The following is a 23,319-nucleotide window of genomic DNA, read 5'->3' on the forward strand; positions in this document are numbered from 1 at the left end:
CCACATCCCTGCCGCCGGCGGGCGGCTGCCCACACCGCACCGCCCGACCGGTGGGCCGCTCGCGTCCGATGGATAGCGTGCGGCCATGACTACAGCTGCAGCACCTGCCGACCTCGGCGTCATCGGCGGATCGGGCTTCTACTCCTTCCTGGAGGACACCGAGCACGTCAAGGTGACCACCCCGTTCGGGGACCCGACCGACGACATCGTCATCGGCGACGTCGCCGGGCGGCGCGTCGCGTTCCTCGCCCGCCACGGACAGGGTCACCGTTACCCCCCGCACCGGCTCAACTACCGCGCCAATCTGTGGGCTCTGCGCTCCGTGGGGGTGCGCCAGGTGCTGGCGCCCTGCGCCGTGGGCTCGTTGATCCGTGAGCAGGGGCCCGGCACCGTCGTCGTGCCCGACCAGGTCGTCGACCGCACCTACGGCAGGGACCAGACCGTCTACGACGAGCCCGGCACCGTGGTGCACGTCAGTCTCGCGGATCCGTACTGCCCGCACGGGCGTTCAGCCGTGTTGGGCTCGTCCGACTCCGCTGCGCCCGGACTCGACCTGGTCGACGGGGGCACGATGGTGGTCATCAACGGCCCGCGGTTCTCCACCCGCGCGGAGTCGCTGTGGCACCAGTCTGCGGGCTGGAGCGTGGTGGGTATGACGGGGATGCCCGAGGCGGCGATCGCGCGTGAGTTGGCCATGTGCTTCACCTCGGTGTGCCTGGTCACCGACCTGGACGCCGGGGTCGACTCCGGTGAGGCCGTCAGCCACACCGAGGTGCTGCGCGTCTTCGAGCGCAACATCGAAGGACTGAAGTCGCTGCTGATGGACACCATCGCCCGGATGCCGGCGCCCGTCTCCGACGCCGACGCCACGTGCGGCTGCCGGCGCGCGCTCGACGGACTGTCGCTGCCCTTCACCCTGCCGTGAGCCGGGCGCACGCCCTGCTGCCGCCCGCCTGGCGCGGGACCAGCCGGGCGGCCGCGTGGCGCCGCGCCCGCGGTCGCCGCGTGGCGAGTGCCGGTCTGCTCCTGATCGCCGGGCTGCTCGGCTGGGGAGCTCTGCAGGGCCGGGCTGCCGCGTCCCGGACCATCGTCGTGGCGGCCCGCGACCTTCCGGCCGGCCACGTGATGCTGCCCGGCGACCTGCGGGAGCGTCGGTGGCCCTCCGGTGCCTCCCTCGCGGGGGCGCTCCCCAGCGCGGCCGCCCAGGGATCGGTCACCACGGGGGTGATCGCCGCGGGCGAACCGGTGACCGCCTCCCGGGTGCGCACGAGCCGCCACTGGCCCGGGGTGCGCGCCGGAGACGTGGTCGTGTCCGTGCCGATCGCCGACCCGACGCTGACCGGGCTGCTGCGGACGGGCGACCACATCGACGTCCTGGGTGCGACCGGGCCGGTGGGTGCGGACCTCCCGGTGCTCCTGGTCACCGCGCCCACCAGCTCACGCACCGACGACACCGCGGGTGCGGTATGGGTCAGCGCGCCCAGCTCCGTCGCCTCGCGCATCGCCGCCGAGACCGCGATGTCGCGCACGGCCGGCACCCAGCTGTCCGTGGTGCTGCGCCCCGCGGCCTGAGCCGCGTCATTCCCAGTGCGGTGGGCGCTGCTCGCGCCACCATCGCTCGTCGCGGTCACCACGCCCGCCGTGCTCACCCTGATCGCTCGAGCGTGCGCCCGCCGCTGTCTCGCCCGCACCGGACCAGCCCTCGTCCGTATCGTCCGCCGACACCGACAGGTCGTCGGTCGGCTCCGCCGGTTCGTCGCGCGGCGTGCCCGTCGGCGGCCGCACGGCGCGGCGCGGACGACGGCGACTCTCAGTCATCGTGACGCTGTGGCGACAGTCCTGGCACCGCGTTGCGCCGGGAGGACGCGGCGTGCACCGCCCGCATCAGCCGGGCGACCTCCTTGGCGGGGTCGCGGAAGAGATCACGGGTGAGCACCCGTTCGTGGCTCCAACCGCGGGCCCGCAGCTGCGCGGGCCGGATCCGCTCACGGTCGCGGGCGTAGGGCAGCGAGGCGTAGGCCGCCCCGTCGGTCTCGATGGCAACCAGGAGTTCACCGCGACGCTTGGGGTCCTCGACCGCCAGGTCGATCCGCGGGTCGCCCAGACCGTGCCCGGTGTGCACCGTCAGACCTTCGGCGGTGAGCCGGCGCGCGAGGTCGGCGACCGCCACGGACAGATCGGACGGCGAGCTCTGCGGCGCGACCGGCGCATCGAGCACGCTCCCCGTGGACGCCGTACGCCGCCGACGTGCTGACGCACTTGACGAGGACGCATCGTCGCCTCGGGTGATCCGTCGGCCCGACCCGCCGGATGCGGCGTAGAGCAGGTAATCGCGCAGCAGCAACGCACCCCGCGAGCGCAGTGCCGACGGATCGAGGTCCTCGCCCGAGACGCCGGACACGACCACGACCCGGCGCCGCGCCCGAGTCATCGCCGTGGTCACCAGGCGTTCGCCCCCCGCCTCGCTCACCGCGCCGAGTCGCTGCGGCACTCGTCCGCGGGCATCGCGACCGATCCCGACGGCCACGATGACAGCGTCTCGGACCAGGCCCTGGGCACGGTCCGGGGTGGTCACCGACGAAGCGTTCAGCAACGCGGCCGTCCCGGTGTCGTCCGCGGCCGTGCGCAGCGCCGCACGGATCCGGTCGGCGTGCCGGGTGTCGAACGCCAGCACCGCCACGCTCTCCTCAGGCCGCGTGCGCACCTGGTCCAGGAGCACCTGGACGACGCGTTCGACCTCGTCCGGCGACGTGCCCGCGTCGTAGCGGGCCTCTCCCACCACGTCCAGGCGCAGGCCGCCCGATTGGTCGGCCGCCGGGAAGGTGACGATCTCCTCGTCGTAGACCCGCGACGCCGCAAAACCGAAGATCCGCTCATCGAACGAGCGGTAGTGGGTGCCGAGGGTGCGCACCGGGAACAGCTCGCGGGCCCGGTCGAGCAGGACGTCGCCTCCCCGCGCGGCGGGACCGGTGGGGAAGGGAGCAGGCGCCGCACCGGCCGGGTCGCCGAAGACGACGAGCTGCGCGCCCCGGGCGATCGCCGGGATGGCATGCGCGGTCCACACCGCCGACGCGTCGTCGACGATGACGGCGTCGAACCAGAGGCCGGAGGGCAGGTGCGAGGGCACCGCGAGGGGCGACATGGCCCAGCAGGGCGCGAGGGCGGTCGCGAGCTCCGGTGCCACCCCGAGCAACTCACCGACCCGTCCGCGATGGCGTTCGAGCGATCCCACCTGGTCGGGCAGATCGCGTTCGGCGGCGACTCGCTGCCCGCCGATCGTCGCACGCAGTCGGGTGGCGCCGAGGCTGCGATGCCGGCTGTCGGCGGCGGCGTACGCCTGCGCGGTGCCACGCACTTGATCCCCGGTGGACTCTTCGTACGCCGGGACCGTCCGGGCAACGTGGTCGACGATCGAGGCCCACCAGACGAACTCCAGCTCCTGTGCGGCTTCCGTCGCCTGCACGTGCCGGGACGCGAGGTCGATGAGGAGATCCCCGAGCCCGAAGTCGCGCAACCGGTCCAGGGTCGGCAGGGATGCCGCAGCGGCCTGCAGGCGCGCGGGCTGGGCCGCGAGAAGTTCCAGTCGTTCCTGGAGAGCGTCGTAGTCCGCCCCGATCAGGTCGCCACCGTCGGGGGTGTCGGCCAGCCGCTCACCCAGCCATTCCAGATCGCCGCGCAGCGCCTCGGTGTGCCGGGCGAGCTCGGGCAGGCTGGTGCGGGTCGACGGGCGGGCACCCGGTCCGGCGGCCGCACGCCATTGCTGTCGCTGGTCACGGGCCCGCGCGAGCACCGCGTGCAGATCGCGCGGAGGGGCACCTGGACGCAGCAGTGCACGGGCCTGCCGCTCGAGCCTGCGACGTTCGAGCGCGCCCACGCGGTGCTCGACACCGGCCCGGTCGCGCCGTCCGGCGGTGGCGACGACCATGTCGTCCAGGGGGGCGTCGAAGATCTCCGGCTGGAAGATCTCCAGCGTCTGATGTACTTGCCGCAGCAGCTCGAGCATCTCCTCCTCGGTGAGCAGGCTGCTCGGTGCGAGCAGACCGAGGTCGGTGCACAGCTGCGTCCATCGTGACCGGTGGGTCGCCAGTTCGTCGCCCGCGAGCCGCTCGACGAGCTCCTTCGCACGCTCGGTCTGACTCGGCCCCACCAGCCGCGCGCCGTACCACGCGTCGGTCTCCCCCGTCGTGGACCACGCGCCGTTCGCGACGACCGACGAGAGCTGTTGCTGCAGGTCCTGGCGCCGGCGGGTGCCGCCGATCCCGGTCAGTGTGTCGCCGGTCAGCCGGACCCTCGATCGCGGCGGCGGCGTGCGGCGGCTGAGCCGGGTGAGCTGGTCCTGAGCCTCGTCGAGGGTCACGCCCCACGGGTCGAGGGGCTCGTGCATGAGGGCGTAGTGCTGCTGCACGCGCGCTCGCAGTGCGGCGACGTCCACGTCGAGTGCCGGCGCCTGCTCCGCGGAGCTCGACGAGGCCCGCAGGACCTCGTGCAGGTGGTCGAGCACCTGGGCGGAGGTGCGGTCCGGCAGGCCCAGGTCGAGCATCACGTCCGTGAGGCCGGCCGCCGCCAGGTGCTGCTGGACGTCGTCGATGGTCGCGCGGGCGTGTGCGACGAAGAGCACTCGCCGCCCCTGCGCCGCCATCGAGGCGATCAGCGCGGAGGCGGTGTGCGTCTTGCCGGTGCCGGCGGCGCCGAGCACACACAGGTTCGCACCGGCGACGACGGCGTCGACGACCTCCTGCTGCGTGGAGTCCAGGTCGACCGCCAGCCACTCGTCCCGGGGGTCGTGCTCGCTGTAGTCCGGCGGCACCGCCGCGACCTCGTCCATCTCCTCGGGGTCGCCGGCGAGCGCGGGCACGACGTGACCCTGAGCCAGCGTCGCCGCCTGGTCGGGCAGGTCCCGCATCAACGGCAACTTGAAGCGGCTGAAGACGCCCACCGTCAGGCGCGGCTCGATCCGAAAGTCCAGCAGCCCGGCGCACGCGCCCCGCATGACGTCGTACGCCGCCCGCGGGTCGAAGTTGCTGCCGAGCGCCACCGCGTCGAGCACGGCGCGGGTATCGAGATCCACGCCGAGAGCGGTCAGGGTCGCGACCAGGACCGGGTTGACCTCGACCCGATCGGACACCACCAGGTGCAGGTCGTCGGCGACCGGACGCAGGGTGCACGCACGCAGCAGCACCGGAGCGTGGGGCGTCCGGTCGGCACCTGCCCAGGACCAGCTCGCGGTGCCCGCCGCCAGATGGCAGGACGTGAGGCCGAAGTCGTCGTAGAGGCGAGCGGCGAGGTGGGCGACGGCGCGCCCCTGCTCGAGTACGCGCTCACGCGCGGCCGGTTCGCGGAACAGCTCCGAGAAGCGAACGGCTCCTGAGGACAGCAGCCGGGCCATCCCCGCAGGGTGCGCCGTGGTCAGGTCGAGCCGCTGATCGGCGGCGCTGCCGGCATCCCAGAGCAGGGAGTTGGGCCCGCCGAGGGCGGACAGCTGCTCCTGCCACTTCTTGGCAGCTGTTGAAACCAGTGCGGTCCGGGTTGATTCGTCCGCGCCGGTCTCGAGGTCTGTCACGACGACAGGCTAACGGTGCGACCCGCCGCCGCTGCGCACTAGCTGCGTTTGAGGAAGGCGTCCAGGAACACGTTGGTGACGTCGCTGGCGGTGAGCGCCTGGTAGGACAGTCCGTTGGTCGCGGACGCGATGGCGTCCAGCGCCGACTTGTCGATCTGGTTGCCGATCCCGATGGCGACGATCTTGACCGGCTTGTCGGGGTTGTAGGCGTTGCGCAGCCTGGTGAGCAGCTGCTGCAGGCGCAGGCCGCCGGCCGGATTGTCGTTGGCGCCGTCGGTCAGGATCACCACGGAGTTGACGTATCGGGCGTCGTAACCGGCACTCACCCGCTGGTACGCCGCCCACGTGCTGTCGTAGAGGGCGGTGTCACCGTTCCGCACGACCAGCCCGGGCAGGGTCTTGACGGCCGCGACGAGCCTGGCTTTGTACGCCGTGCCGGTCGGGGTGTGCGCGATGGATTGGATCCCGCCGGACTCGTCCAGCCACGGCTGGGTGCCGACCAGGTTCGTGGAGAACGCCCACACGCCGATCTTCGTGGTCGGCGGCAGCGTGTTGACCGCACCGATCGAGAATTGCTCGAGCAGCTGGATCCGGCTCTCTCCCTGGTCGATCGGCGTGCTCATCGACCCGGACACGTCGAGCATGACGAGCATCCGCGCGTCCTTGGCCAGGTCGTTGTAGTCCTTCACCGCCAGCACCGATTCGGCGCGGCTGGGCTGCGGGATCAGCTTGGCGTAGCTCGGAAGCGCCGAGGGGCTGGGTGGGGCACTGCCAGCGACCCGGAACCCGGCGGCGACCAGCTGACCCTTCACGGCCGGTGAGGTCAACCGCTGGTAGAGGGCGGAGAGCACCTTGCTGTCCGGTGCGTTCGCCTTCACGGGCACGACCCATTGGTAGCTCAGCTGCGGCGCACCCTGCTTCGGGGTGAAGGTGAGCAGTCGCTGCGTGGGATGCGCCCGGTTGAACGCGAGCACCTGCTGCTCGGTCGAGGGGTACATCCGGGCGACCGACGCACCCTTGGTCGCCTTGCCCTGCAGGGTCCGCTGGCTCTCCGCGCTTCTGCTGAGCGTGACCAGACTCTTGAAGAAGCCGGTGCGCTGCAGCGTGTCGGTGGTCAGCTGCTCGGCCGTGGCCGCTGCCGAGATCGTGGTGGAGGAGGTCGTGGGGTCGCTGACCGAGATCGGCAGACCCGACTCGAAGATCGTGCGCCAATCGGTCTTCTTGTCGAACGCGGGGTTGCCCTGCAGGCTCTTGGGCACGGCGAACACGACGGGGCTGGTGGCGATCGTGCCGCCCTGGGTGACCCACCCGGCACCCAGCCTGCTGGAGACGTCGTCGACCCAGATCGGGCTGTCGGGGATCCACACGTCCGGGATCGCGTTGCCACCGGAGGCGCTGTCTTTGGCGACCTGGCCGGCGGGTTCGTCCACCACGAGGTACGAGGCGCACACACCCGCTGCCTCGGCGGCGCGTGCTTGCTGGACGACGACGCCGTACAACTCGTCGGGTACGGCGACCTTCACCTGGGTCTTCGTGGGGCAGGCGCTCGCGGCGACGCCGCCACCGGAGTGGCCGCCCTGCCAGACCAGAGCCCCGACGATCACGACCACCAGTGCCAACGCGAGCGCGCCCAGCCGGGCGAGGTTGCCGATGGGCCGCGGGCGGCGGCCCCCACCGCCGGCCGATGCACCTGCGGACGCCCCGGCGGCCATCGGCGCGGCCGTCCGTGCCGCACCCGTCGACGCGGTGGAGGGCCTCGGGCCTCCGGCACCGACCGGGCGGGCCGAGCGGTCGGGCGGCGCGCTCGAGGGCACCGGACGTGCCTGCTTCGCGGCTGCGCCCCCCACCGGCGGGCCTCCTACGGACGTGCGAGGGGGCGTACGCGGGGCTGCCTTCGGCGCCGAGGTGCTGCCCGAAGGCGCGGGCGCCGGGCGAGCCGAGGTGCTGCCCGACGGCGGGCGCGCGGGCCGAGCCGAGGTGCTGCCCGAGGGCGAGGGTGCCTTACGGGCGGCCGGGCGCCCCTGCGCGCCGCGGGGTCGATCCGATGCGGCGTCCGTGCGATCCGGTCCGGCCTCGGTGGGGTCCTGCGGCTCGTCGGCCGGTCCCCGCCCCGAGGAACGCGGACCTCGACGTGGCCCGCGAGGGCCTGCGGGTCGCTCAGGATCGTTGTCACTTGCCATGATGGATCGAGGTTACCCGGGCGTAGTTGCGCGCACCGGCGGTTCGGCCGAAGCCTCGAGTGCAACCAGCCGGGGGTGGACCTGGTTGGGTGGGCCCCAGCGATGCGCGACCGGACACGACCTCGACGAAGGAGCACATCATGACGCAGAGGCCGGGTCCGGCGTCTTTGGCGAAGCCGAACGTCGAGGAGCGCACCGACACCACTCGGCAGGACGCCGTCGACCGCTCGCCGAACGTCGGGGTGGACCGTTCACAGGTCATCAGCACCGGACTGCGATGGACCGCCAGCTGGTCGCTGCGGGTCGTGGTCATCGCCGCGGGCGTGTGGGTGTTGTTCAAGGTCATCGGGATCTTCTGGAGCGCGCTGCTGCCGGTGATCCTGGCGCTCATCCTGTCGACGGTCCTGTGGCCGCCGGCCCGATGGTTGCGCAGCAAGGGCTTCCCACCGGCGCTTGCCGCCGCGACCACGATGATCGGGATGTTCGCCGTCCTGGGCGGGGTGTTCACCCTCATCGGCACCACCGTCAGCTCGCAGTGGAGCGATCTGACCGACAAGGCCGTCGCCGGGGTCCACGACCTGCAGAGCCGGTTGAGCCAGGCGCCGTTCAACATCTCCTCCACCCAGCTCAACAGCGCCGTGAAGCAATTGACCGGCAAGCTGCAGACCAGCGGGGACAAGATCGCGAACGGCGTCCTCTCCGGTGCCACCGTCGCCACGCAGGTGCTGGTCTCGCTCCTGGTCGCCCTCGTGTTGACCTTCTTCTTCATCAAGGACGGGCCGCGTTTCCTGCCCTTCGTACGCCGGATCGCCGGCCGCGGCGCCGGCTCCCACCTGACCGAGGCGCTCTCTCGGTCCTACAGCACCCTCGGGGGGTTTATCCGGGCCCAGGCGATCGTCAGCGCCATCGACTCGATCTGCATCGGCATCGGCTTGTGGGTCCTGCAGGTGCCGCTGGCGCTTCCGCTGGTCGTCCTGACGTTCTTCGGCGGCTTCATCCCGATCGTCGGGGCGTTCGTGGCGGGCGCCATCGCCGTGTTGGTCGCGCTGGTGACGGTCGGACTGACCAAGGCCTTGATCCTGCTGGGGGTCATCGTGCTCGTGCAGCAGCTCGAAGGGCACATCCTGTCCCCGATCTTCCAGAGCCGGTCGATGGAGCTGCACCCCGGCGTCGTGCTGCTGTCGGTGGCGTTCGGCGGTGACGAGTTCGGGATCACCGGCGCGTTCCTGGCCGTCCCCGTGGCCGCGACCGTCACCGTCCTCTTCCGCTACATGAACGAGCAGATCGACCTGCGGACCGGCGACGTGCACGCCGACCAGCTGGAACCCATCACGCCCGAAGGGGTGATGGCCGCCGAAGCCGGGGAGAAGCACGGCGCTGTGCTGGCCACGCGATGGCGGGCACGGCGCCCCGGCACCGACGACGAACCACAGGGGCGCGTGAGCGGCCTCCTGGGGCGGGTGCGCCGCTCGAAGCCCGACGGTCCGATGGAGACAAAGGGGTCCGACGCGGCTGACGGCTGGAAGGACGAGTAGCTCGCGCGACTCCGGCGCCGCACGAGAGACCGTGCGGCGCCGGTGTCAGCGCACGCACGCCTCGCACGGTCGTGTAACGGACCGCGCGGCATCGTTAAGGCCCGCTCGGCCCCGAACGCGCGCCCGCCACCCGCGCCTACGACCGTTTCGGCCCGCTCGGCCCCAAACGCCTGCCCGCCACCGCTGCCCACGACCGTTTCGGCCCGCTCGGCCCCCAACGCGCGCCCGCCACCGCTGCCCACGACCGTTTCGGCCCGCTCGGCCCGAACGTGCTGGGCGATCGTAGGTTCAGGCCAGCCAGCTCGGGGGCCGCTTCGCGAGGAACGCCGCCATCCCCTCCCGCGCTTCGGATGAGGCGAAGAGCCGGGCGGACTGTTCGATGGCCCATTCGCGATCGTGGTCGAAACGGGCGAGGAGCTCGCGATTCACCAGTGCCTTGGACTCCGCGAGCCCCTGCGGCGACGCCCGCACGAGACGGTCGACCAGCTCGCCAGCCCCGGTCTCGGCGTCCTCCGCCGCATCGGTGGCCAGGCCGATGTCGCGCGCCGTCGCCGCGTCGAACGTCTCGCCGGTGAGGAAGTAGCGCGCGGCCGCCCGGCTGGTGAGGCGCGGCAGCACCGTCAGGGAGATGGCGAACGCGGCGAGCCCCAGCCGCGATTCGGTCAGGGCGAACGTCGACTTCGGACCCGCGATCACCAGGTCGCAGGCGGCGACGAGGCCGACCCCACCCGCGCGTACGTGCCCGTCGATCTGCCCGACCACCGGGCAGCGGTGCGCGGCGATCGCGCGCATCACGGCCGTCAGGCGAATCCCGCGTGCGGTGTTCGGGTCGTCCTCGCCGGTGACCTCATTGAGGTCCACTCCCGCACAGAAGGTGCCGCCGGTGTGGCCGAGGACGACGACCCGCACCGACTCGTCCTGCGCCGCGCTCTCCAGCGCCCGCAGCAGCTCGTCGAGCAGGCGGGTGCTGAGCGCGTTGCGGTTGCGCGGCGAATCGAGGGTGACGCGGGCGACCCGCCCGGACACGTCGTACGTGACGAGTGCGGGCGGGTCGATGGGCTGGTCGGAGTCGGTCATCGGGCCATTGTGGCCCGTGCCGTCCCGACCGACGCTCAGGTCAGGAAGTCGAGCAGCGCCTTGTTGAACTCGGCCTCGTGGCTGACGTTGGCTCCGTGCGGGGCACCCTCGATGAGGTGCAGCCGGCTCTGTTGGATGGCCTCGTGGGTGCGCTTGCCGGACCCCTCGAACGGCACGGTGCCGTCGGCATCGCCGTGGATGACGAGTGTGGGCACGGTGACCTTCGGCAGGTCGTCGCGGAAGTCGGTCGTGCCGAACGACGTCATGCACGCCAGCGACGCGATCTTGCTGGACTGCCCGGCCATCCGCAGCGCGTCCTGCCGCTGGGCCTCGGTCACCTTCAGCTCGCCGTTGGCCGAGAAGAACGCGGTGGTGAACTCGTCGTAGAACGCGTCCTGGTCCTTGGTCAGCTGCGCGGCCATCTGCGCGGCGGCGGCCTTGGTGAGCGGACCGTCGGGGTTGTCACCGCCCTGCAGCATGAACGGCGGTACGGCGGAGGCGAAGACCACACTGCGCAGCCGGCTCTCGCCGTACTTCGAGACATAGCGGGCGACCTCGCCGCCGCCCATCGAGAACCCGACGAGGGTCGCGTCCATCACGTCGAGCTCGGTGAGGACGGCGTCCAGGTCCTCGGCCAGCGTGTCGTAGCCGTAGCCGGTCTTGGGCTTGTCGCTACGGCCGAAACCGCGGCGGTCGTAGACGATCGTGCGGTAGCCGGCCTCCTGCAGCGCGGGCACCTGGCCGGACCAGGACTCCCCGGACAGCGGCCAGCCGTGGATCAGGACGACGGGGCGACCGTCGCCACCGGAGTCCTCGACGTACAGGTTGGTCTTGCCGAGGATTCCGGAGCTTGCGGTCACGGTCGTCATTGCAGTGGGTACTCCTGTGTCGAGGGGTGTCCTTCGCTTCGTGGTTCGTTTACCCGGCGGGGAGGGATTGCATGCCGACGCCGTTAGCGACGGAAGGTCGGCGCGCGACCCCGACTCAGGCTGATGGTGACGGTGCGCACCCGGTAGGACACGAACACCAGGGACGCGGCGAGAGGGATCTCGACCAGGCACGCGGTCGCGAGGCTGACCGCCAGATCCGACCCGGGTGCCGACGTGGTGACGTCGAACCACGCGTCGCAGAGCAGCAGCGTGGCCGCCACGATCGTGGCCGCGATGGCGATCACCTGCCGGCGCCACAGCGACCAGGCCGCCCAGGCGAGGGCGCCGAGCAGCGCCACGTCGAAACCGATCCACACCACCTGCCAGTGCCCGGCGACATAGTGCCGCGGAAGCCGAGCGGCCAGCGTGGCGATCCAGGGCACGAGCAGCGCGCAGCAGGTGGCGAGGACCCTCGGGAACCAGCGGGACGCCCGGACCACCCGGGTCGGGGGGTGGTAGTCGGCGGCAGCGAGCTCCTGCAGGCGGGCGGTCAGCAGAGCGCGTTCGGCAGCGGTTAGCTGCAGCAGCATCTCGTCGGTGATCTCGGGCACGGCACGATCACGACCTTCGGACGGCGGCGGCGCAGCGCATGCTCCAGCGTCGCACGGAGCGCCGCCGGCGTGCCCCGTGTCTGCGGCCCGCCGGAGCTGCGAGCCGACGTGCCGGCTCGGCTACGATCGAGCACGCTCCAGCCTGCAGCGCGTCGCTCCGCAGGTCGCGAGCGCCGGTCGATGCGGCGTACGTCGTGACTCGACCATCCCCGCCCTCGTAGCTCAGGGGATAGAGCACCGCTCTCCTAAAGCGGGTGTCGCATGTTCGAATCATGCCGGGGGCACTGAACGCGCAGGTCAGAGCCTCGCGGGCGAACGAGGCGCAGTGACCGGAGAAGAACCCCTCCCCGTCCTCGCGTTCGACGGGTCAGCGGTGCGCACGGTAGGCGCGTGCCGTCTCGCGGAGTCGGGAATGTGCATCGCCGTAGGGGCTGACGCCGGACGGGAGGTGGGCCTTGGCGACCTTCGCGACCGAGGTGTAGTTGACGTCGCACACGTTGGCGAGGGGCGACTCGACGGCCTGCGACAGCAATTGGTAGGCATCCAGGTGGCTCATGCCTGTCGCAGCGGAGGCCCAATGGATGAGATCGAGCTGGGCGATCCTGAAGGCGTCCTCCAAGGGCTTCGCCGAGCCGGTGGACATCAGATGGGTGTCGGTCTCGATGCGCGGCCACGGTGTCGGGACACCCTTGATGAGTTCGACAGCGATGACCGTGTTCATCGCGATCTCGATCGCCGTGCCGCAGGTCTCGCCCTCGCCTTGGCGTGCGTGCCCGTCGCCGATGCTCAAGAGCGCGCCCTCGACGTTGACCCCGAGGTAACAGGTCGCCCCGGCGCGCATTTCAGGGGTGTCGAGATTGCCACCGTGCGCGTCGGGCACCAGCGCGGATCGCACCTCCAGATTGGCCGGTGCGACGCCGACGGTGCCATGCATGGGGTCCATGGGCAGGTCCATCGTGTGGTCGGTGTCGATGGCGTGGAAGGTGCAGGTGTTCGTGGCTGCGTCCACATCCCAGATCCAGACACGCTCGGGCAGCGCTGGTTGCAACGTGGCGGTCGTGTGGGTGGAGGTCAGTGCCCCGAACAGCGGCACGGTGGTCGAGGCACCCCAATCCCGTGCGGGCTGCAGGTCGATGAAGTGGACAGCGACCGTGTCGCCCACTTCAGCGCCCTGCACGTAGAAGGGTCCGGTCTGCGGGTTCAGGAATGGAAAGTCGCACACCTCACTGACGAGGTCGCCCGGTCCCCGTACCTTTCCGGCGTAGCAGTCCTCGGTGAAGACCTCCAGGACGGCCCCGGACGGGATCCGGGCGATCGGAGCGACTCCCCCGAAGGTCCAGGCGAACTGCTCGGGAGTGGGTCGGAACGCGCGAACGTCGAGGTCGGTCATCGTTCTACTGCCTCCGCTAGCTGGTCGGGCTCTGCATCAAGATGTACCAGTCCGGTGGCCACCACGCGGCTACGGTGCCGGGTCCACAGGTACACCAGGTAGGCCACGCCGATGACCATCCACCCGGCGACGATCGGTCCGGCGTACGAGATGGGTGCGCTCAACGGGGTCACGAAGGAGAAGACCGGGATACCGGCGGAAGTCAGCAGCGCGGGGATGAAGGCGATGATGCCCAGGGTCGGAACGACCCCGTGTCGCAGCCAATGGAAGTGACCCCGCTCGAACCGCAGGAAGAAGCCGATACACGCCGCGTTGACGACGATGTACACGATCACCACGACGATGACGATGATGGTGGCCACCAGCACGAACGCAGTGACGGGGTTGTACGCGAATCCGAGTACGAGCGTCGCGATGATTGCGATCGCGAACTGCACTGCGATGCCCACTACCGGCGATCGGTGCTTGGGATGCAGACGAGCGAAGCTGGTCGGGAGCACCCCGATACGCCCCAGCGCGAACGCCATACGCGTAGACACGGCAAGACCGGCGTTCGCATTCGCAACCGTTGAATTGATGATCGCGAAGAAGACGAGTACCCAGTACAGGCCGAACGACGCTCGGGCGATCCCCTCCCAGCTGTTGGCGCCCTCCGTGCCGAAACTGGCGAACTTGTCCGGGCCCACGAGCACGTCGGCTGCGTAGGTCGTGAAGATGTAGATCACGCCGATGGCCAACGTGGCCCCGACGATGGCTCGGCGGATGGTGCGCCGGGGATCCTTTGCTTCTTCCGCGAGCGGCGCGGCTGCTTCGAACCCGGAGAACGCCAGGATCGTGTACACCGAGCCGGCGATCACCCCTGAGATCCCGGCATACGCCTTGGGGGTGTGCGACGTGCCGAAGACACTCAGCGTGTTGTGCGAGCCGGCTTTGCCGATGAACAAGATCGCCAGGATGACGAACACGATGATCTCGAAAGCACCGAGGATCGTGCCGAACTTCGCAGATGCCTTGGCCCCGAAGAACGCGACCGTCGCGATCAGGATCGCCCCCAGGACCGCCCACGGCCACCACAGGTCCGCCGGGTAGCCGGACCACTCCGAGTGCACGGTCGACGCCGTGGTGAACCCCAACTGCAGCAAGAGGAGGGTCGGCACCAATGCTTCGACGAACACGTAGCCCCACGCCACCAGGAAACCCACCATCGGGTGCAGTCCACGACTGGAATAGGTCGCGACGCCCCCCGCTGCGGGCAGGTGACTGGCCAATTCACCGATGGAGGACGCCGCGAACAGACACGCGACCATCGCCACGATGACTGCCAATGGCAGCGCACCGCCGGCGAATGCCGCGCCTGCCGGAATCGATGCGGCGATCGCGGCACCCGGTGCCATGGCGGTGATGCTCTGGAACAACACATCCCGCAACCCGATCGCACCATGCTCCAGTTCACTGGAGGATGTCGTTGAAGCCACAGCGCGCACCGCCTATATCGAACACCGAAATGGTTTGGTGACCAGACCATAAAGGCGCTCCTACGACGGCGCAAGGGGTCAGCTGGAAGCTCTCCGATGTCTGGTCGCACGCTTCAGGGTGGCGCGAACCTCGTCGGTGGTGATGGCGAAATGGCGCCGACCGATCGCCCAGGCCCTGTCGGGGTCACCCTCCACCACCGCTTGGGCCAACTCGATGTGTTCCGGCAACGCCTTGTCGTAGATCGATGTCGTGAAGGGCTCCAACGAGAAACCGAGGCTCGCCTGGGCCAGCAAGCTCTCCCGCAGCTCCAGCAACTTGGGATTGTGAGTGGCCGCCGTGACAGCGCGGTGCAACCGCAGATCCGCGATCTGGGCGGCCCGTAGATCCGGTGCCTGCTGGTAGCTTTCGAGCGCTTCGCGAACGGCCCGCGAATCCGCGGAGTCGCGCCGTTCTGCGGCCGTACGCGCCACCGTCGCCTCCACCAGGTGCCGCAGATCCATCAGCTGCTCGAGCTCGACCCAGCGCTCCCCCACCGCACGCTCGACCGAATCCGCGGTCGCCTCGCCCCACGAGTCGCACACGAACGATCCACCCGAACGCCCTCGCCGAACCTCCACCAGGCCGGCATCGACCACCCGAGCGATCGCCTCGCGCACCGTCGACCGACTCACCCCCAGAGACTCCGCGAGATCCCGTTCCGCCGGCAGTCGTTGGTGCGGCTGGAATTCACCCAGCGCGATGGCCGTGATGATCTGATGGGCAAGCAGGTCGGCCGTCGTCTCACGATGGGTCGGGCCGAGCACCTCGACCGCGACCACGTCCTGGTCCCGCCCTCCTGACATCTCACGCACTGTAGCCGCGCGACCCCATAGCGACTCTTCTCTGGCTTGTCGCGCTCCGAACGGGTAGACAGTGCACCAGTGGCCGTGCTGTCTCGGTGAGGTCGCCGTGTCGCCTGGCGGGCTCTCCTGCGTGGCACCACCCACCTGACGACGCACGCCGGAGGCAGACCGTGACCAACCTGGCCGACAACCTCACCCGTACCGCCGAGCAGCACGGGGACCGTCCCGCGATCAAGCTCGACGACCTGGTGCTGACGTACTCCGAGCTGCAGGACGGCGCCCGGCGCGTCGCGACGCTCCTGAAGTCCAAGGGCGTGGGGCCCGGTGACCGGGTCGGTCTGGTGCTGCCCAACGTGCCGCCGTTCCCCGTCCTGTTCTACGGCGCGCTGGCCGTCGGCGCGGTCGTCGTACCGATGAACCCGCTGCTCAAGGGCCGCGAGGTGAAGTACTACCTCGAGGACTCCGGCGCCTCCATCGTCTTCGCCTGGAAGGACATGGCGGACGAGGCCGGCAAGGGCGCCTCGGAGGTCGGGATCGAGTGCGTCGAGGTCGGCACCGACTTCGCCGAGCTGCTCGGGCAGCACGAGCCCGACGAGGACGTCGTGGACCGCGAGGACGACGACACCGTCGTCCTGCTTTACACGTCCGGCACCACCGGTGCGCCGAAGGGCGCGGAGCTGACCCACCACAGCATGAGCAGCAACGCGGCGACCAGCGCCGAGACGCTGCTGGAGCTCACCGAGAAGGACGTCGTCATGGGGTGCCTGCCGCTCTTCCACGTCTTCGGCCTCACCTGCGGACTCAACGCCTCCATTCTGAAGGGGGCGTGTCTGACGCTCATCCCCCGCTTCGACCCCGACAAGGCGCTGCAGATCGTCGGCCGCGACCACGTCACCGCCTTCGAGGGCGTCCCCACGATGTACGCCGCCATGCTCAACGCCGAGAGCGCCGACGAGGCCGACATGTCCAGCCTGCGCGCCTGCATTTCCGGCGGGTCGGCGATGCCGGTGGAGGTGATGAAAAAGTTCGAGGAGCAGTTCGACTGCATCGTCCTGGAGGGCTACGGCCTGTCCGAGACCTCCCCCGTCGCGTCGTTCAACAAGCCCGGTCAGGAGCGCAAGCCCGGCTCCATCGGCACCGAGGTGCGCGGGGTGGAGATGAAGTTGGTCGGGGACGATGACGACGATGTCGCACAGGGTGATGTCGGCGAGATCGTCATCAAGGGCGAGAACGTGATGAAGGGCTACTGGGGGCGCGAGAAGGACACGGCCGAGGCCATCAAGGACGGCTGGTTCCACTCCGGCGACTTGGCCAAGGTCGACGAGGACGGTTACTTCTTCATCGTCGACCGCAAGAAGGACCTCATCATCCGCGGCGGTTACAACGTCTATCCCCGCGAGGTCGAGGAAGCACTCTACGAGCACGAGTCCGTCGCTGAGGTGGCCGTCATCGGCATCCCGGACGACAACCTCGGTGAGGAGGTGGGTGCCGCCGTCGCGTTGAAACGCGGCGAGGAGGTCAGCGAGGAGGACCTCAAGGCGTTCGCGAAGGACCGGTTGGCGGCGTACAAGTATCCGCGGACCGTGTGGATCGTGAGCGAACTGCCGAAGGGGCCGACCGGCAAGATCCTGCGACGCGAGGTCAGCGCACCGGACGGAGAGTCGAAGTGACAACCACCGAAGCCGGGACGCGGCGTCCCCGCAAGAGCACCGCGAAGAAGCCGGCCGTCGCGAAGAAGAAGGCACCTCCCGCCGCCAAGCGGGCAGCCTCCACGAACGGGGCCTCCGCTGAGGCGACCGCGCAGGCCGAGCGCCGGATGCATGAGGTCGACGAGTCGCAGGAGGCCGCCGAACGATCGGCCGACACCGCGCTGGCGACACCGCTCGATCTGCTGCTGTCGAAGGCGGGCAAGGGCGGCCCGCTGCGGCAGTTCGTCCCGGGGATGTCGGGTGTGCGGTTGGCTGCCGGGTTCGCCCGTCATCCCCGGGTGGTCGCCAAGCGCACGGCCGGGCTCGCGTACGAGCTGACGAGGGTCGGTCTCGGCCGATCGCAGCTGGCGCCGGGCGAGAAGGACCGCCGCTTCGCCGAGGAGGGCTGGGCGAAGAACCCCGCCTTGAAGCGCACCCTGCAGAGCTATCTCGCACTCGGTGAGGCGGCGCGCGGCCTGGTGGACGACGCGGGGCTGGACTGGGGTGACGACCAGCGGATGCGCTTCATCGTCGAGAACGTGGTCGAGGCGGCGGCGCCCAGCAACAACCCGTTCCTCAACCCCGCGGTGCTCAAGCGGACGCTCGACACCGGCGGGGGCAACCTGGTCGCCGGTAGTCGACGGTTCGTGAAGGACTTCGCCACCGCACCCCGCGTGCCATCGATGGTGGAGGCCGACGCGTTCGAGGTGGGTCGCGACATCGCTGTGACGCCCGGCGCCGTCGTGCTGCGCACCGACGTCTTCGAGCTGATCCAGTACACCCCGCAGACGCCGAAGGTCCGCGCGGTGCCCATGCTGATCGTGCCGCCGACCATTAACAAGTACTACGTGATCGACCTGGCGAAGGAGCGCTCGCTGGTCGAGCACCTCGTGCAGAACGGCCAGCAGGTCTTCTGCATCTCGTGGCGCAATCCGGATGTGCGGCACGCCGATTGGGGCCTCGACACCTACGGCCAAGCGATCCTGGAGGCCGTGACGGCCTGCGAGAAGATCACGCGGCAGAAGCAGACCTCGATCTTCGGCATCTGCTCCGGCGGTCTGATCGCCTCGATGGTGCTGGCCCACCTCGCCGAGATCGGCGAAGCGGACCGCGTCGCGGCGTACAGCCTGGCCGTGACGGTGCTCGACCAGGAACGGGCCGGCGTGACCAGTGCGCTGCTCTCGGAGGAGGCGGCGGCCGCCTCGACCCTGGCCTCGAAGGAGAAGGGGTATCTCGACGGGCGCACGCTCGCCGAGGTCTTCGCGTGGCTGCGGCCGAACGACCTGATCTGGAACTACTGGGTGAACAACTACCTGATGGGTCACGCCCCGAAGGCATTCGACATCCTCTACTGGAACGCCGATCCGGTGCGGATGAGCGCCGCGATGCACCGCGACTTCATGGACCTCGCGATGCGGAACGCGCTGGTGAAGCCCGGCGCGTCGACGATGCTGGGCACCAAGGTCGACCTGGGCAAGATCACGACCGACTCCTATGTGGTGGCCGGGATCGCCGACCACCTGTGCAAGTGGGAGTCCTGCTACCAGACCACTCAGCTCTTCGGCGGCGACACCAAGTTCGTGCTCTCCACCAGCGGTCACATCGCCGCCATGGTCAATCCGCCCGGCAACCCCAAGGCCAGCTTCCAGACCGCGCCTTCGGGGGGCGGCAAGCAGGGCAGCGACAATCCGAAGGACACCGTGAAGTGGCTGGACCGGGCGGTCAAGGTCAAGGGCAGCTGGTGGGAGGACTGGACCACCTGGCTCGCGAGCCGCACCGGCGAGGAACGGACCGCGCCGCGCACGCTCGGCAACGCCGCGTACCCGCCGCAGGACAAGGCCCCCGGCACCTACGTCCATGACCGCTGAGCGGGCCCGCCCGCGCGCCGAGGACCGGGTGCGCAACGTCACCGTACGAGGCGTCACCGGCCGGGTATCGGTCCGGCCCGGCGTCGGCGCCTACACGGACCAAACGCCCTTGTTGCTCTGCAACGGCATCGGCACGAGCCTCGAGGCACTGCAGCCGCTGGTCGACGAGCTGCACCCCGACCGCGGGCTCGTGCGGTTCGACGTGCCCGGTGTCGGCGGCTCGCAGCTGCCGCCGTTCCCGTACACGATCGCCGGGTTGGCGTCCTGGGTGACCGCGCTCATGGCGAAGCTGGGCCATCGCCGGTTCGACGTGCTGGGCCTCTCCTGGGGCGGCGGTCTCGCCCAGCAGCTGGCGGTGCAGGGTCCGCGCCGGGTACGCCGGGTGGTCCTGGTCGCCACCGGCACCGGGACGCTGATGGTGCCGGCCCATCCGCGCGTGCTGCGGATCATGTCGACGCCGCAGCGCCACCGCGATCCCGCGTACGCCGCGAAGGTCGCGCCGCAGATCTACGGCGGATCGATGCGCACCCATCCCGCCCGCGGGGCCGCGCTGCTGCACGGCGCCACCCGGTCGGGCTCCAAGCTCGGCTACTACTACCAACTGGCGGCGATGACCGGCTGGACGAGCCTTCCGTTCCTGCGTCTGCTGCGGCAGCCCACCCTGGTGATGGGCGGCGACGACGATCCGATCATCCCGGTCGCCAACCCCAAGATGCAGGCCGCGCTGATCCCCCATTCGCAGCTGCACATCTACCACGGCGGACACCTCGGCATCCTGACCGAGGCCGACGCCCTCGCTCCCGTCATCGACACGTTCCTCGACGGCCGCGACCTGGACGGCGGGAGTACCCCGGATGAGTGACGAGGAGGAGGACCTGGCGCTCGAGGACTCCCCGTTCTCGGACTTCCTCGGCTTCGAGCTGCTGCTCGATGACGAGGACCGCGACCTGCTCACCCGCGTGCACGCGTTCATGACCCGCGAGGTCGAGCCCGTCATCAACGACTACTGGACGCGCGCGGCGTTCCCGCATGACCTGCTCCCCGGTATCGCCAGACTTGGCATCGCCGGTCTGGCGTACGACGGGCCCGGCTGCCCGAACCGCGGAGCCCTGGTCGACGGGATGGTCGCCATGGAACTCGGCCGGGTGGACCCCTCGATCGCGACGTTCATGGGCGTACACGGCGGGCTGGCCATGGGGTCGATCCAGCTGTGCGGCTCGCAGGAGCAGCGCGAGCGCTGGTTGCCGGCGATGGCCAGGCTGGAGCTGATCGGCGCGTTCGGGCTGACCGAGCCGGACGTCGGCTCGGCGATCTCGGCAGGTCTCGCCACGAGCGCTCGGCGCGACGGGGACGAGTGGGTCCTGAACGGCGAGAAGAAATGGATCGGCAACGCGGCGTTCGCCGACCTGGTCGTGATCTGGGCGCGCGACGAAGCTGACGAGCAGGTCAAGGGCTTTGTCGTCGAGAAGGGTGCCGACGGGATGACCTTCGACAAGCAGGAGGACAAGATCGCTCTGCGCGTGGTGCAGAACGCCGCGATCCACCTGCACGACGTCCGCGTCCCCGAGGCCGACCGACTGCAGAACGCGACGAGCTTCCGCTCCACCGCCGATGTGCTGCGGGTGACCCGGATGAGCGTGGCGTGGCAAGCGGCGGGTTGTGCCCGCGGCGCGTTCGAGCATGCGCTGCGCTACACCACCGCCCGCGAGCAGTTCGGCCGGCCGATCTCCTCGTTCCAGATGGTGCAGGACCTGCTGGTGAAGATGCTGAGCAACGTCACTGCCTCTACGGCCATGAACGTGCGCGCGTCGCAGCTGCAGGACCTGGGTCTGTTGAAGGACGAACACGCATCACTCTGCAAGGCCCACGCGACGGTGCGGATGCGCGAGGCCGTCGGTTGGGCGCGCGAGGTGCTCGGCGGCAACGGCATCCTGCTCGAACATCACGTCGGGCGGTTCGTCGCCGACGCCGAGGCCATCTACTCCTACGAGGGCACTCGTGAGATCAACACGTTGATCGTGGGCCGAGCCATCACCGGCGAGAGCGCCTTCGTCTGACCCGCTTCTCGTGGGACGAGATGTCATTTCCGGACGGTCCGACCGACGAAACACCCTCACCAATCGACATCTCGACGCAGTGGTGCGCAGGACAGGATGGAGCGATGGCAGACGACTGGCCCGCCGGCTTCTTCGATCGCCAGGACCGCGGCGACGACGCCGACTTCTACGGACCGCCGCGCCTGGTCACCCATATCGACGACGGCGCGATCGCAGCAGTCACCGAGCTGTACGACGAGCTGGGGGTGCCGGACGGCCGGGTCCTGGACCTGATGTCGTCCTGGGTGTCCCACCTGTCCAAGAAGCCCAGCGGTGGGCTGGTCGCGCTGGGGATGAATGCCGTTGAGTTGCGGGCGAACCCGCTCGCGGACCAGGTCGTTGTTCAGGACCTCAACCTCGATCCGCAGTTACCGTTCGGGGACGCGTCCTTCGACGCGGTGATCTGCTGCGTCTCCATCGACTACCTCGTTCATCCGGTCGAGGTGCTGCGCGAAGCGTCTCGGGTGTTGCGGCCCGGTGGAGTAGTGGTGCTCACCTTCAGTAACCGGTGCTTCCCGACCAAAGCGGTCCACGGGTGGCTTGCCACCGACGAGGACGGACGCGTGGAGATCGTCCGCTAGTACCTGCAGCAGGCCGGTTTCGACGCCGTCTCGACAGCGTTGCGGACCGAGCCGCAATGGGGGTCCGATCCGCTGTACGGCGCGTGGGCTCGGTGCGTCTGAGCCGATGCAGAGCGGAGTCCTGGTCAGCCGGCTCGGGTGACCGTGATCGTCGGAGGCTCGGCCAGGCTCTGTCCGACGACGCAGTAGCGCTCGGCGAGCTCGCCCAGCTTCTTCAGTGCCTCGTCGTCGGCGTCGGTGTCGAGGCGGGCGGTGATCACCAACCCCTGGATGCCGACCGGGGCCTCGCGAGACACACCGAGGGTGCCCCGCGCGTCGAAGCTCGCGATCGCGCTGAGCTGGGCCCGCCGCACCTCGATGCCGAGGGCGGTCGCGACGCTGCGCAGGGTCACCCCGGCGCAGGCGAGCACCGCTTGCAGCAGCATGTCGCCGGAGCACGCGTCAGACCCGTCACCGCCGGTCGCCTCGTGCAGACCGGCCCGCACGGGACCGGCCCAGCCGCTCACGCTCGCCGTGATGCCCCCGTCGGAGAAATCGCCCTCCGCGTGCACCGGTGTCACCGCCGCGGCGGGGTCGTCACGGTACTTCTTCTTCAACGGCGACTGGAGCTCTCGTAGATCCTCTGCGTTCATGGGCACAGCATCGCCTTGTCGCAGTCGCACCGCTAGTCCTGCCGATCTCTGGGCCTGGTGCCGTACGTCGTGTGCCATCAGCGACCGGGCGTGCCGAGTCGCATAGTGGGGACATGACTTCCCAGCGACCACAACGCGAGGAACGGCTCGACGGTCAGGTGGCTCTGGTGACGGGAGGCAGCCGGGGCATCGGGTTCGCCGCCGCCCGCGGGCTGGGGATGGGCGCCGCGACCGTGGTCATTGTCGGCCGCAGTGAGGACTCTGCCGATGCAGCGGCCGCGACGCTGGTGGCGGACGGAATCGACGCACTCGGGGTCGGCTGCGACGTCGGTGACGCCGATGCGGTGCGCGCGCTGCCGGGGCGGCTGGGCCCCCTCGCCGCGGTCGACATCCTCGTGTGCGCGGCCGGGGTGATGAGCGAGCGCACTGCCAAGACGCTGCGGACCAGCGAGACCGAGTGGCGCCGTGTGATGTCGGTCGACCTCGACGGGGTATGGCGGACGTTCGCGGCGTTCGTCCCGGGCATGGTCGAACGACGGCACGGCCGGGTCATCGCGGTGAGCGCCTGCCTGGGTCGGATGAGCGGCCCGGGCAACGCCGGTGGTCTGGCGCCGTACCGCGTGGCGAAGGCCGGCGTGAACGCCCTGGTGCGCAATCTCGCCCACGAACAGGGCATGGGGATGCGAGGCGTGCTCGTGGACGCGACCTGCCCCGGCCACTGCAGCACCGACATGGGCGGACCCGACGCGCCGCGCTCCGCGGAGCAGGGAGCCGCGACCGCCGTGTGGTTGGCCGGTCGGTCCGCCGACGGCGCGGTGACGGGCGTGCTGTGGGAGGACCGTGAGGTCGTCCCCTGGTAAGGCATCGCCCACTTATCGGGAGTTGCCGCATCATCACGGGCGGATCTCGTTAGG

General features: G+C 70.1%; 19 protein-coding genes and 1 tRNA gene. 10 read left to right on the forward strand and 10 right to left on the reverse strand.

Features of this window, described 5'->3' with window-relative positions; translation table 11 throughout:
- Nucleotides 1-85 precede the first annotated feature (85 nt).
- Both J4030_RS00280 and J4030_RS00285 read left to right on the forward strand, forming a co-directional pair.
- A complete protein-coding gene (locus J4030_RS00280) occupies nt 86-925 on the forward strand; it encodes an S-methyl-5'-thioadenosine phosphorylase (protein WP_208047191.1) in 840 nt (279 codons plus the stop codon).
- The gene (locus J4030_RS00285; protein WP_208047192.1) at nt 922-1,572 is read left to right on the forward strand and encodes an SAF domain-containing protein; all 651 of its coding nucleotides are present in this window, start codon (nt 922-924) and stop codon (nt 1,570-1,572) included. Before J4030_RS00280 ends, J4030_RS00285 begins: the two co-directional genes overlap by 4 nt.
- Nucleotides 1,573-1,578: 6 nt before the next feature.
- On the opposite strand, the gene J4030_RS00290 is transcribed toward J4030_RS00285, so the two are convergent.
- From J4030_RS00290 to J4030_RS18395, 3 genes are read right to left on the reverse strand one after another with little or no spacing between them, the layout of a single operon-like run.
- Entirely contained in the window at nt 1,579-1,818 is a 240-nt protein-coding gene (locus J4030_RS00290; RefSeq protein WP_208047193.1) for a hypothetical protein, read from the reverse strand.
- Nucleotides 1,811-5,560 (reverse strand): DEAD/DEAH box helicase family protein, encoded by a 3,750-nt coding sequence (locus tag J4030_RS00295; protein ID WP_208047194.1) that lies wholly within the window; start codon nt 5,558-5,560, stop codon nt 1,811-1,813. Before J4030_RS00295 ends, J4030_RS00290 begins: the two co-directional genes overlap by 8 nt.
- A 38-nt stretch (nt 5,561-5,598) precedes the next feature.
- Nucleotides 5,599-7,407 (reverse strand): substrate-binding domain-containing protein, encoded by a 1,809-nt coding sequence (locus tag J4030_RS18395; protein ID WP_208047195.1) that lies wholly within the window; start codon nt 7,405-7,407, stop codon nt 5,599-5,601.
- A 473-nt stretch (nt 7,408-7,880) separates the two neighbouring features.
- Between J4030_RS18395 and J4030_RS00305 the strand changes: the two genes are divergently transcribed.
- Nucleotides 7,881-9,275 carry an AI-2E family transporter gene (locus J4030_RS00305; protein ID WP_208047196.1) on the forward strand — a complete coding sequence of 465 codons (1,395 nt, stop codon included), beginning with the start codon at nt 7,881-7,883 and terminating at the stop codon, nt 9,273-9,275.
- Between the two features lie 288 nt (nt 9,276-9,563).
- Here the strand turns inward: J4030_RS00305 and J4030_RS00310 are convergent, their stop codons facing one another.
- The 3 genes from J4030_RS00310 to J4030_RS00320 form a co-directional block, all read right to left on the reverse strand.
- A complete protein-coding gene (locus J4030_RS00310; protein WP_208047197.1) occupies nt 9,564-10,352 on the reverse strand; it encodes an enoyl-CoA hydratase family protein in 789 nt (262 codons plus the stop codon).
- Between the two features lie 35 nt (nt 10,353-10,387).
- Nucleotides 10,388-11,221 carry an alpha/beta fold hydrolase gene (locus tag J4030_RS00315; protein WP_208047198.1) on the reverse strand — a complete coding sequence of 278 codons (834 nt, stop codon included), beginning with the start codon at nt 11,219-11,221 and terminating at the stop codon, nt 10,388-10,390.
- A gap of 83 nt (nt 11,222-11,304) precedes the next feature.
- Nucleotides 11,305-11,832 (reverse strand): hypothetical protein, encoded by a 528-nt coding sequence (locus J4030_RS00320; RefSeq protein ID WP_208047199.1) that lies wholly within the window; start codon nt 11,830-11,832, stop codon nt 11,305-11,307.
- A gap of 211 nt (nt 11,833-12,043) precedes the next feature.
- Between J4030_RS00320 and J4030_RS00325 the strand changes: the two genes are divergently transcribed.
- Nucleotides 12,044-12,116, forward strand: a tRNA-Arg gene (locus tag J4030_RS00325).
- An 83-nt stretch (nt 12,117-12,199) separates the two neighbouring features.
- Here J4030_RS00325 and J4030_RS00330 read toward each other — a convergent pair.
- From J4030_RS00330 to J4030_RS00340, 3 genes are all read right to left on the reverse strand, one after another.
- Complete coding sequence (locus J4030_RS00330; RefSeq protein WP_208047200.1) at nt 12,200-13,222, reverse strand: acetamidase/formamidase family protein; 1,023 nt, start codon at nt 13,220-13,222, stop codon at nt 12,200-12,202.
- On the reverse strand, nt 13,219-14,697 hold the full coding sequence (locus tag J4030_RS00335) for an APC family permease (RefSeq protein ID WP_208047201.1): 1,479 nt from the start codon (nt 14,695-14,697) through the stop codon (nt 13,219-13,221). The genes J4030_RS00330 and J4030_RS00335 overlap by 4 nt, the downstream gene beginning before the upstream one ends.
- A 78-nt stretch (nt 14,698-14,775) precedes the next feature.
- Nucleotides 14,776-15,540: a FadR/GntR family transcriptional regulator gene (locus J4030_RS00340; RefSeq protein ID WP_208047202.1), complete on the reverse strand. Its 765-nt coding sequence runs from the start codon at nt 15,538-15,540 to the stop codon at nt 14,776-14,778.
- 170 nt (nt 15,541-15,710) lie between these two features.
- Between J4030_RS00340 and J4030_RS00345 the strand changes: the two genes are divergently transcribed.
- The 5 genes from J4030_RS00345 to J4030_RS00365 all read left to right on the forward strand — a co-directional run bounded on the left by J4030_RS00345 (nt 15,711) and on the right by J4030_RS00365 (nt 21,773).
- On the forward strand, nt 15,711-17,210 hold the full coding sequence (locus J4030_RS00345) for a long-chain fatty acid--CoA ligase (RefSeq protein WP_208047203.1): 1,500 nt from the start codon (nt 15,711-15,713) through the stop codon (nt 17,208-17,210).
- On the forward strand, nt 17,207-19,096 hold the full coding sequence (locus tag J4030_RS00350) for an alpha/beta fold hydrolase (protein ID WP_307864488.1): 1,890 nt from the start codon (nt 17,207-17,209) through the stop codon (nt 19,094-19,096). Before J4030_RS00345 ends, J4030_RS00350 begins: the two co-directional genes overlap by 4 nt.
- Nucleotides 19,086-19,958, forward strand: coding sequence for a poly(3-hydroxyalkanoate) depolymerase (phaZ, locus tag J4030_RS00355; RefSeq protein ID WP_208047204.1), 873 nt, complete (start codon nt 19,086-19,088; stop codon nt 19,956-19,958). The genes J4030_RS00350 and phaZ overlap by 11 nt, the downstream gene beginning before the upstream one ends.
- Entirely contained in the window at nt 19,951-21,153 is a 1,203-nt protein-coding gene (locus J4030_RS00360) for an acyl-CoA dehydrogenase family protein (RefSeq protein ID WP_208047205.1), read from the forward strand. The genes phaZ and J4030_RS00360 overlap by 8 nt, the downstream gene beginning before the upstream one ends.
- Before the next feature lie 104 nt (nt 21,154-21,257).
- Complete coding sequence (locus J4030_RS00365) at nt 21,258-21,773, forward strand: class I SAM-dependent methyltransferase (RefSeq protein WP_208047206.1); 516 nt, start codon at nt 21,258-21,260, stop codon at nt 21,771-21,773.
- Between the two features lie 125 nt (nt 21,774-21,898).
- Here J4030_RS00365 and J4030_RS00370 read toward each other — a convergent pair whose 3' ends face one another.
- Nucleotides 21,899-22,405: an OsmC family protein gene (locus tag J4030_RS00370; RefSeq protein WP_208047207.1), complete on the reverse strand. Its 507-nt coding sequence runs from the start codon at nt 22,403-22,405 to the stop codon at nt 21,899-21,901.
- A gap of 113 nt (nt 22,406-22,518) precedes the next feature.
- Here J4030_RS00370 and J4030_RS00375 point away from each other — a divergent pair, with 113 nt between their 5' ends.
- A complete protein-coding gene (locus J4030_RS00375) occupies nt 22,519-23,265 on the forward strand; it encodes an SDR family NAD(P)-dependent oxidoreductase (protein ID WP_208047208.1) in 747 nt (248 codons plus the stop codon).
- The last annotated feature ends 54 nt before the right edge of the window (nt 23,266-23,319 follow it).

The sequence above is a fragment of the Allobranchiibius sp. CTAmp26 genome, assembly GCF_017565405.1.
Classification (GTDB): domain Bacteria; phylum Actinomycetota; class Actinomycetes; order Actinomycetales; family Dermatophilaceae; genus Allobranchiibius.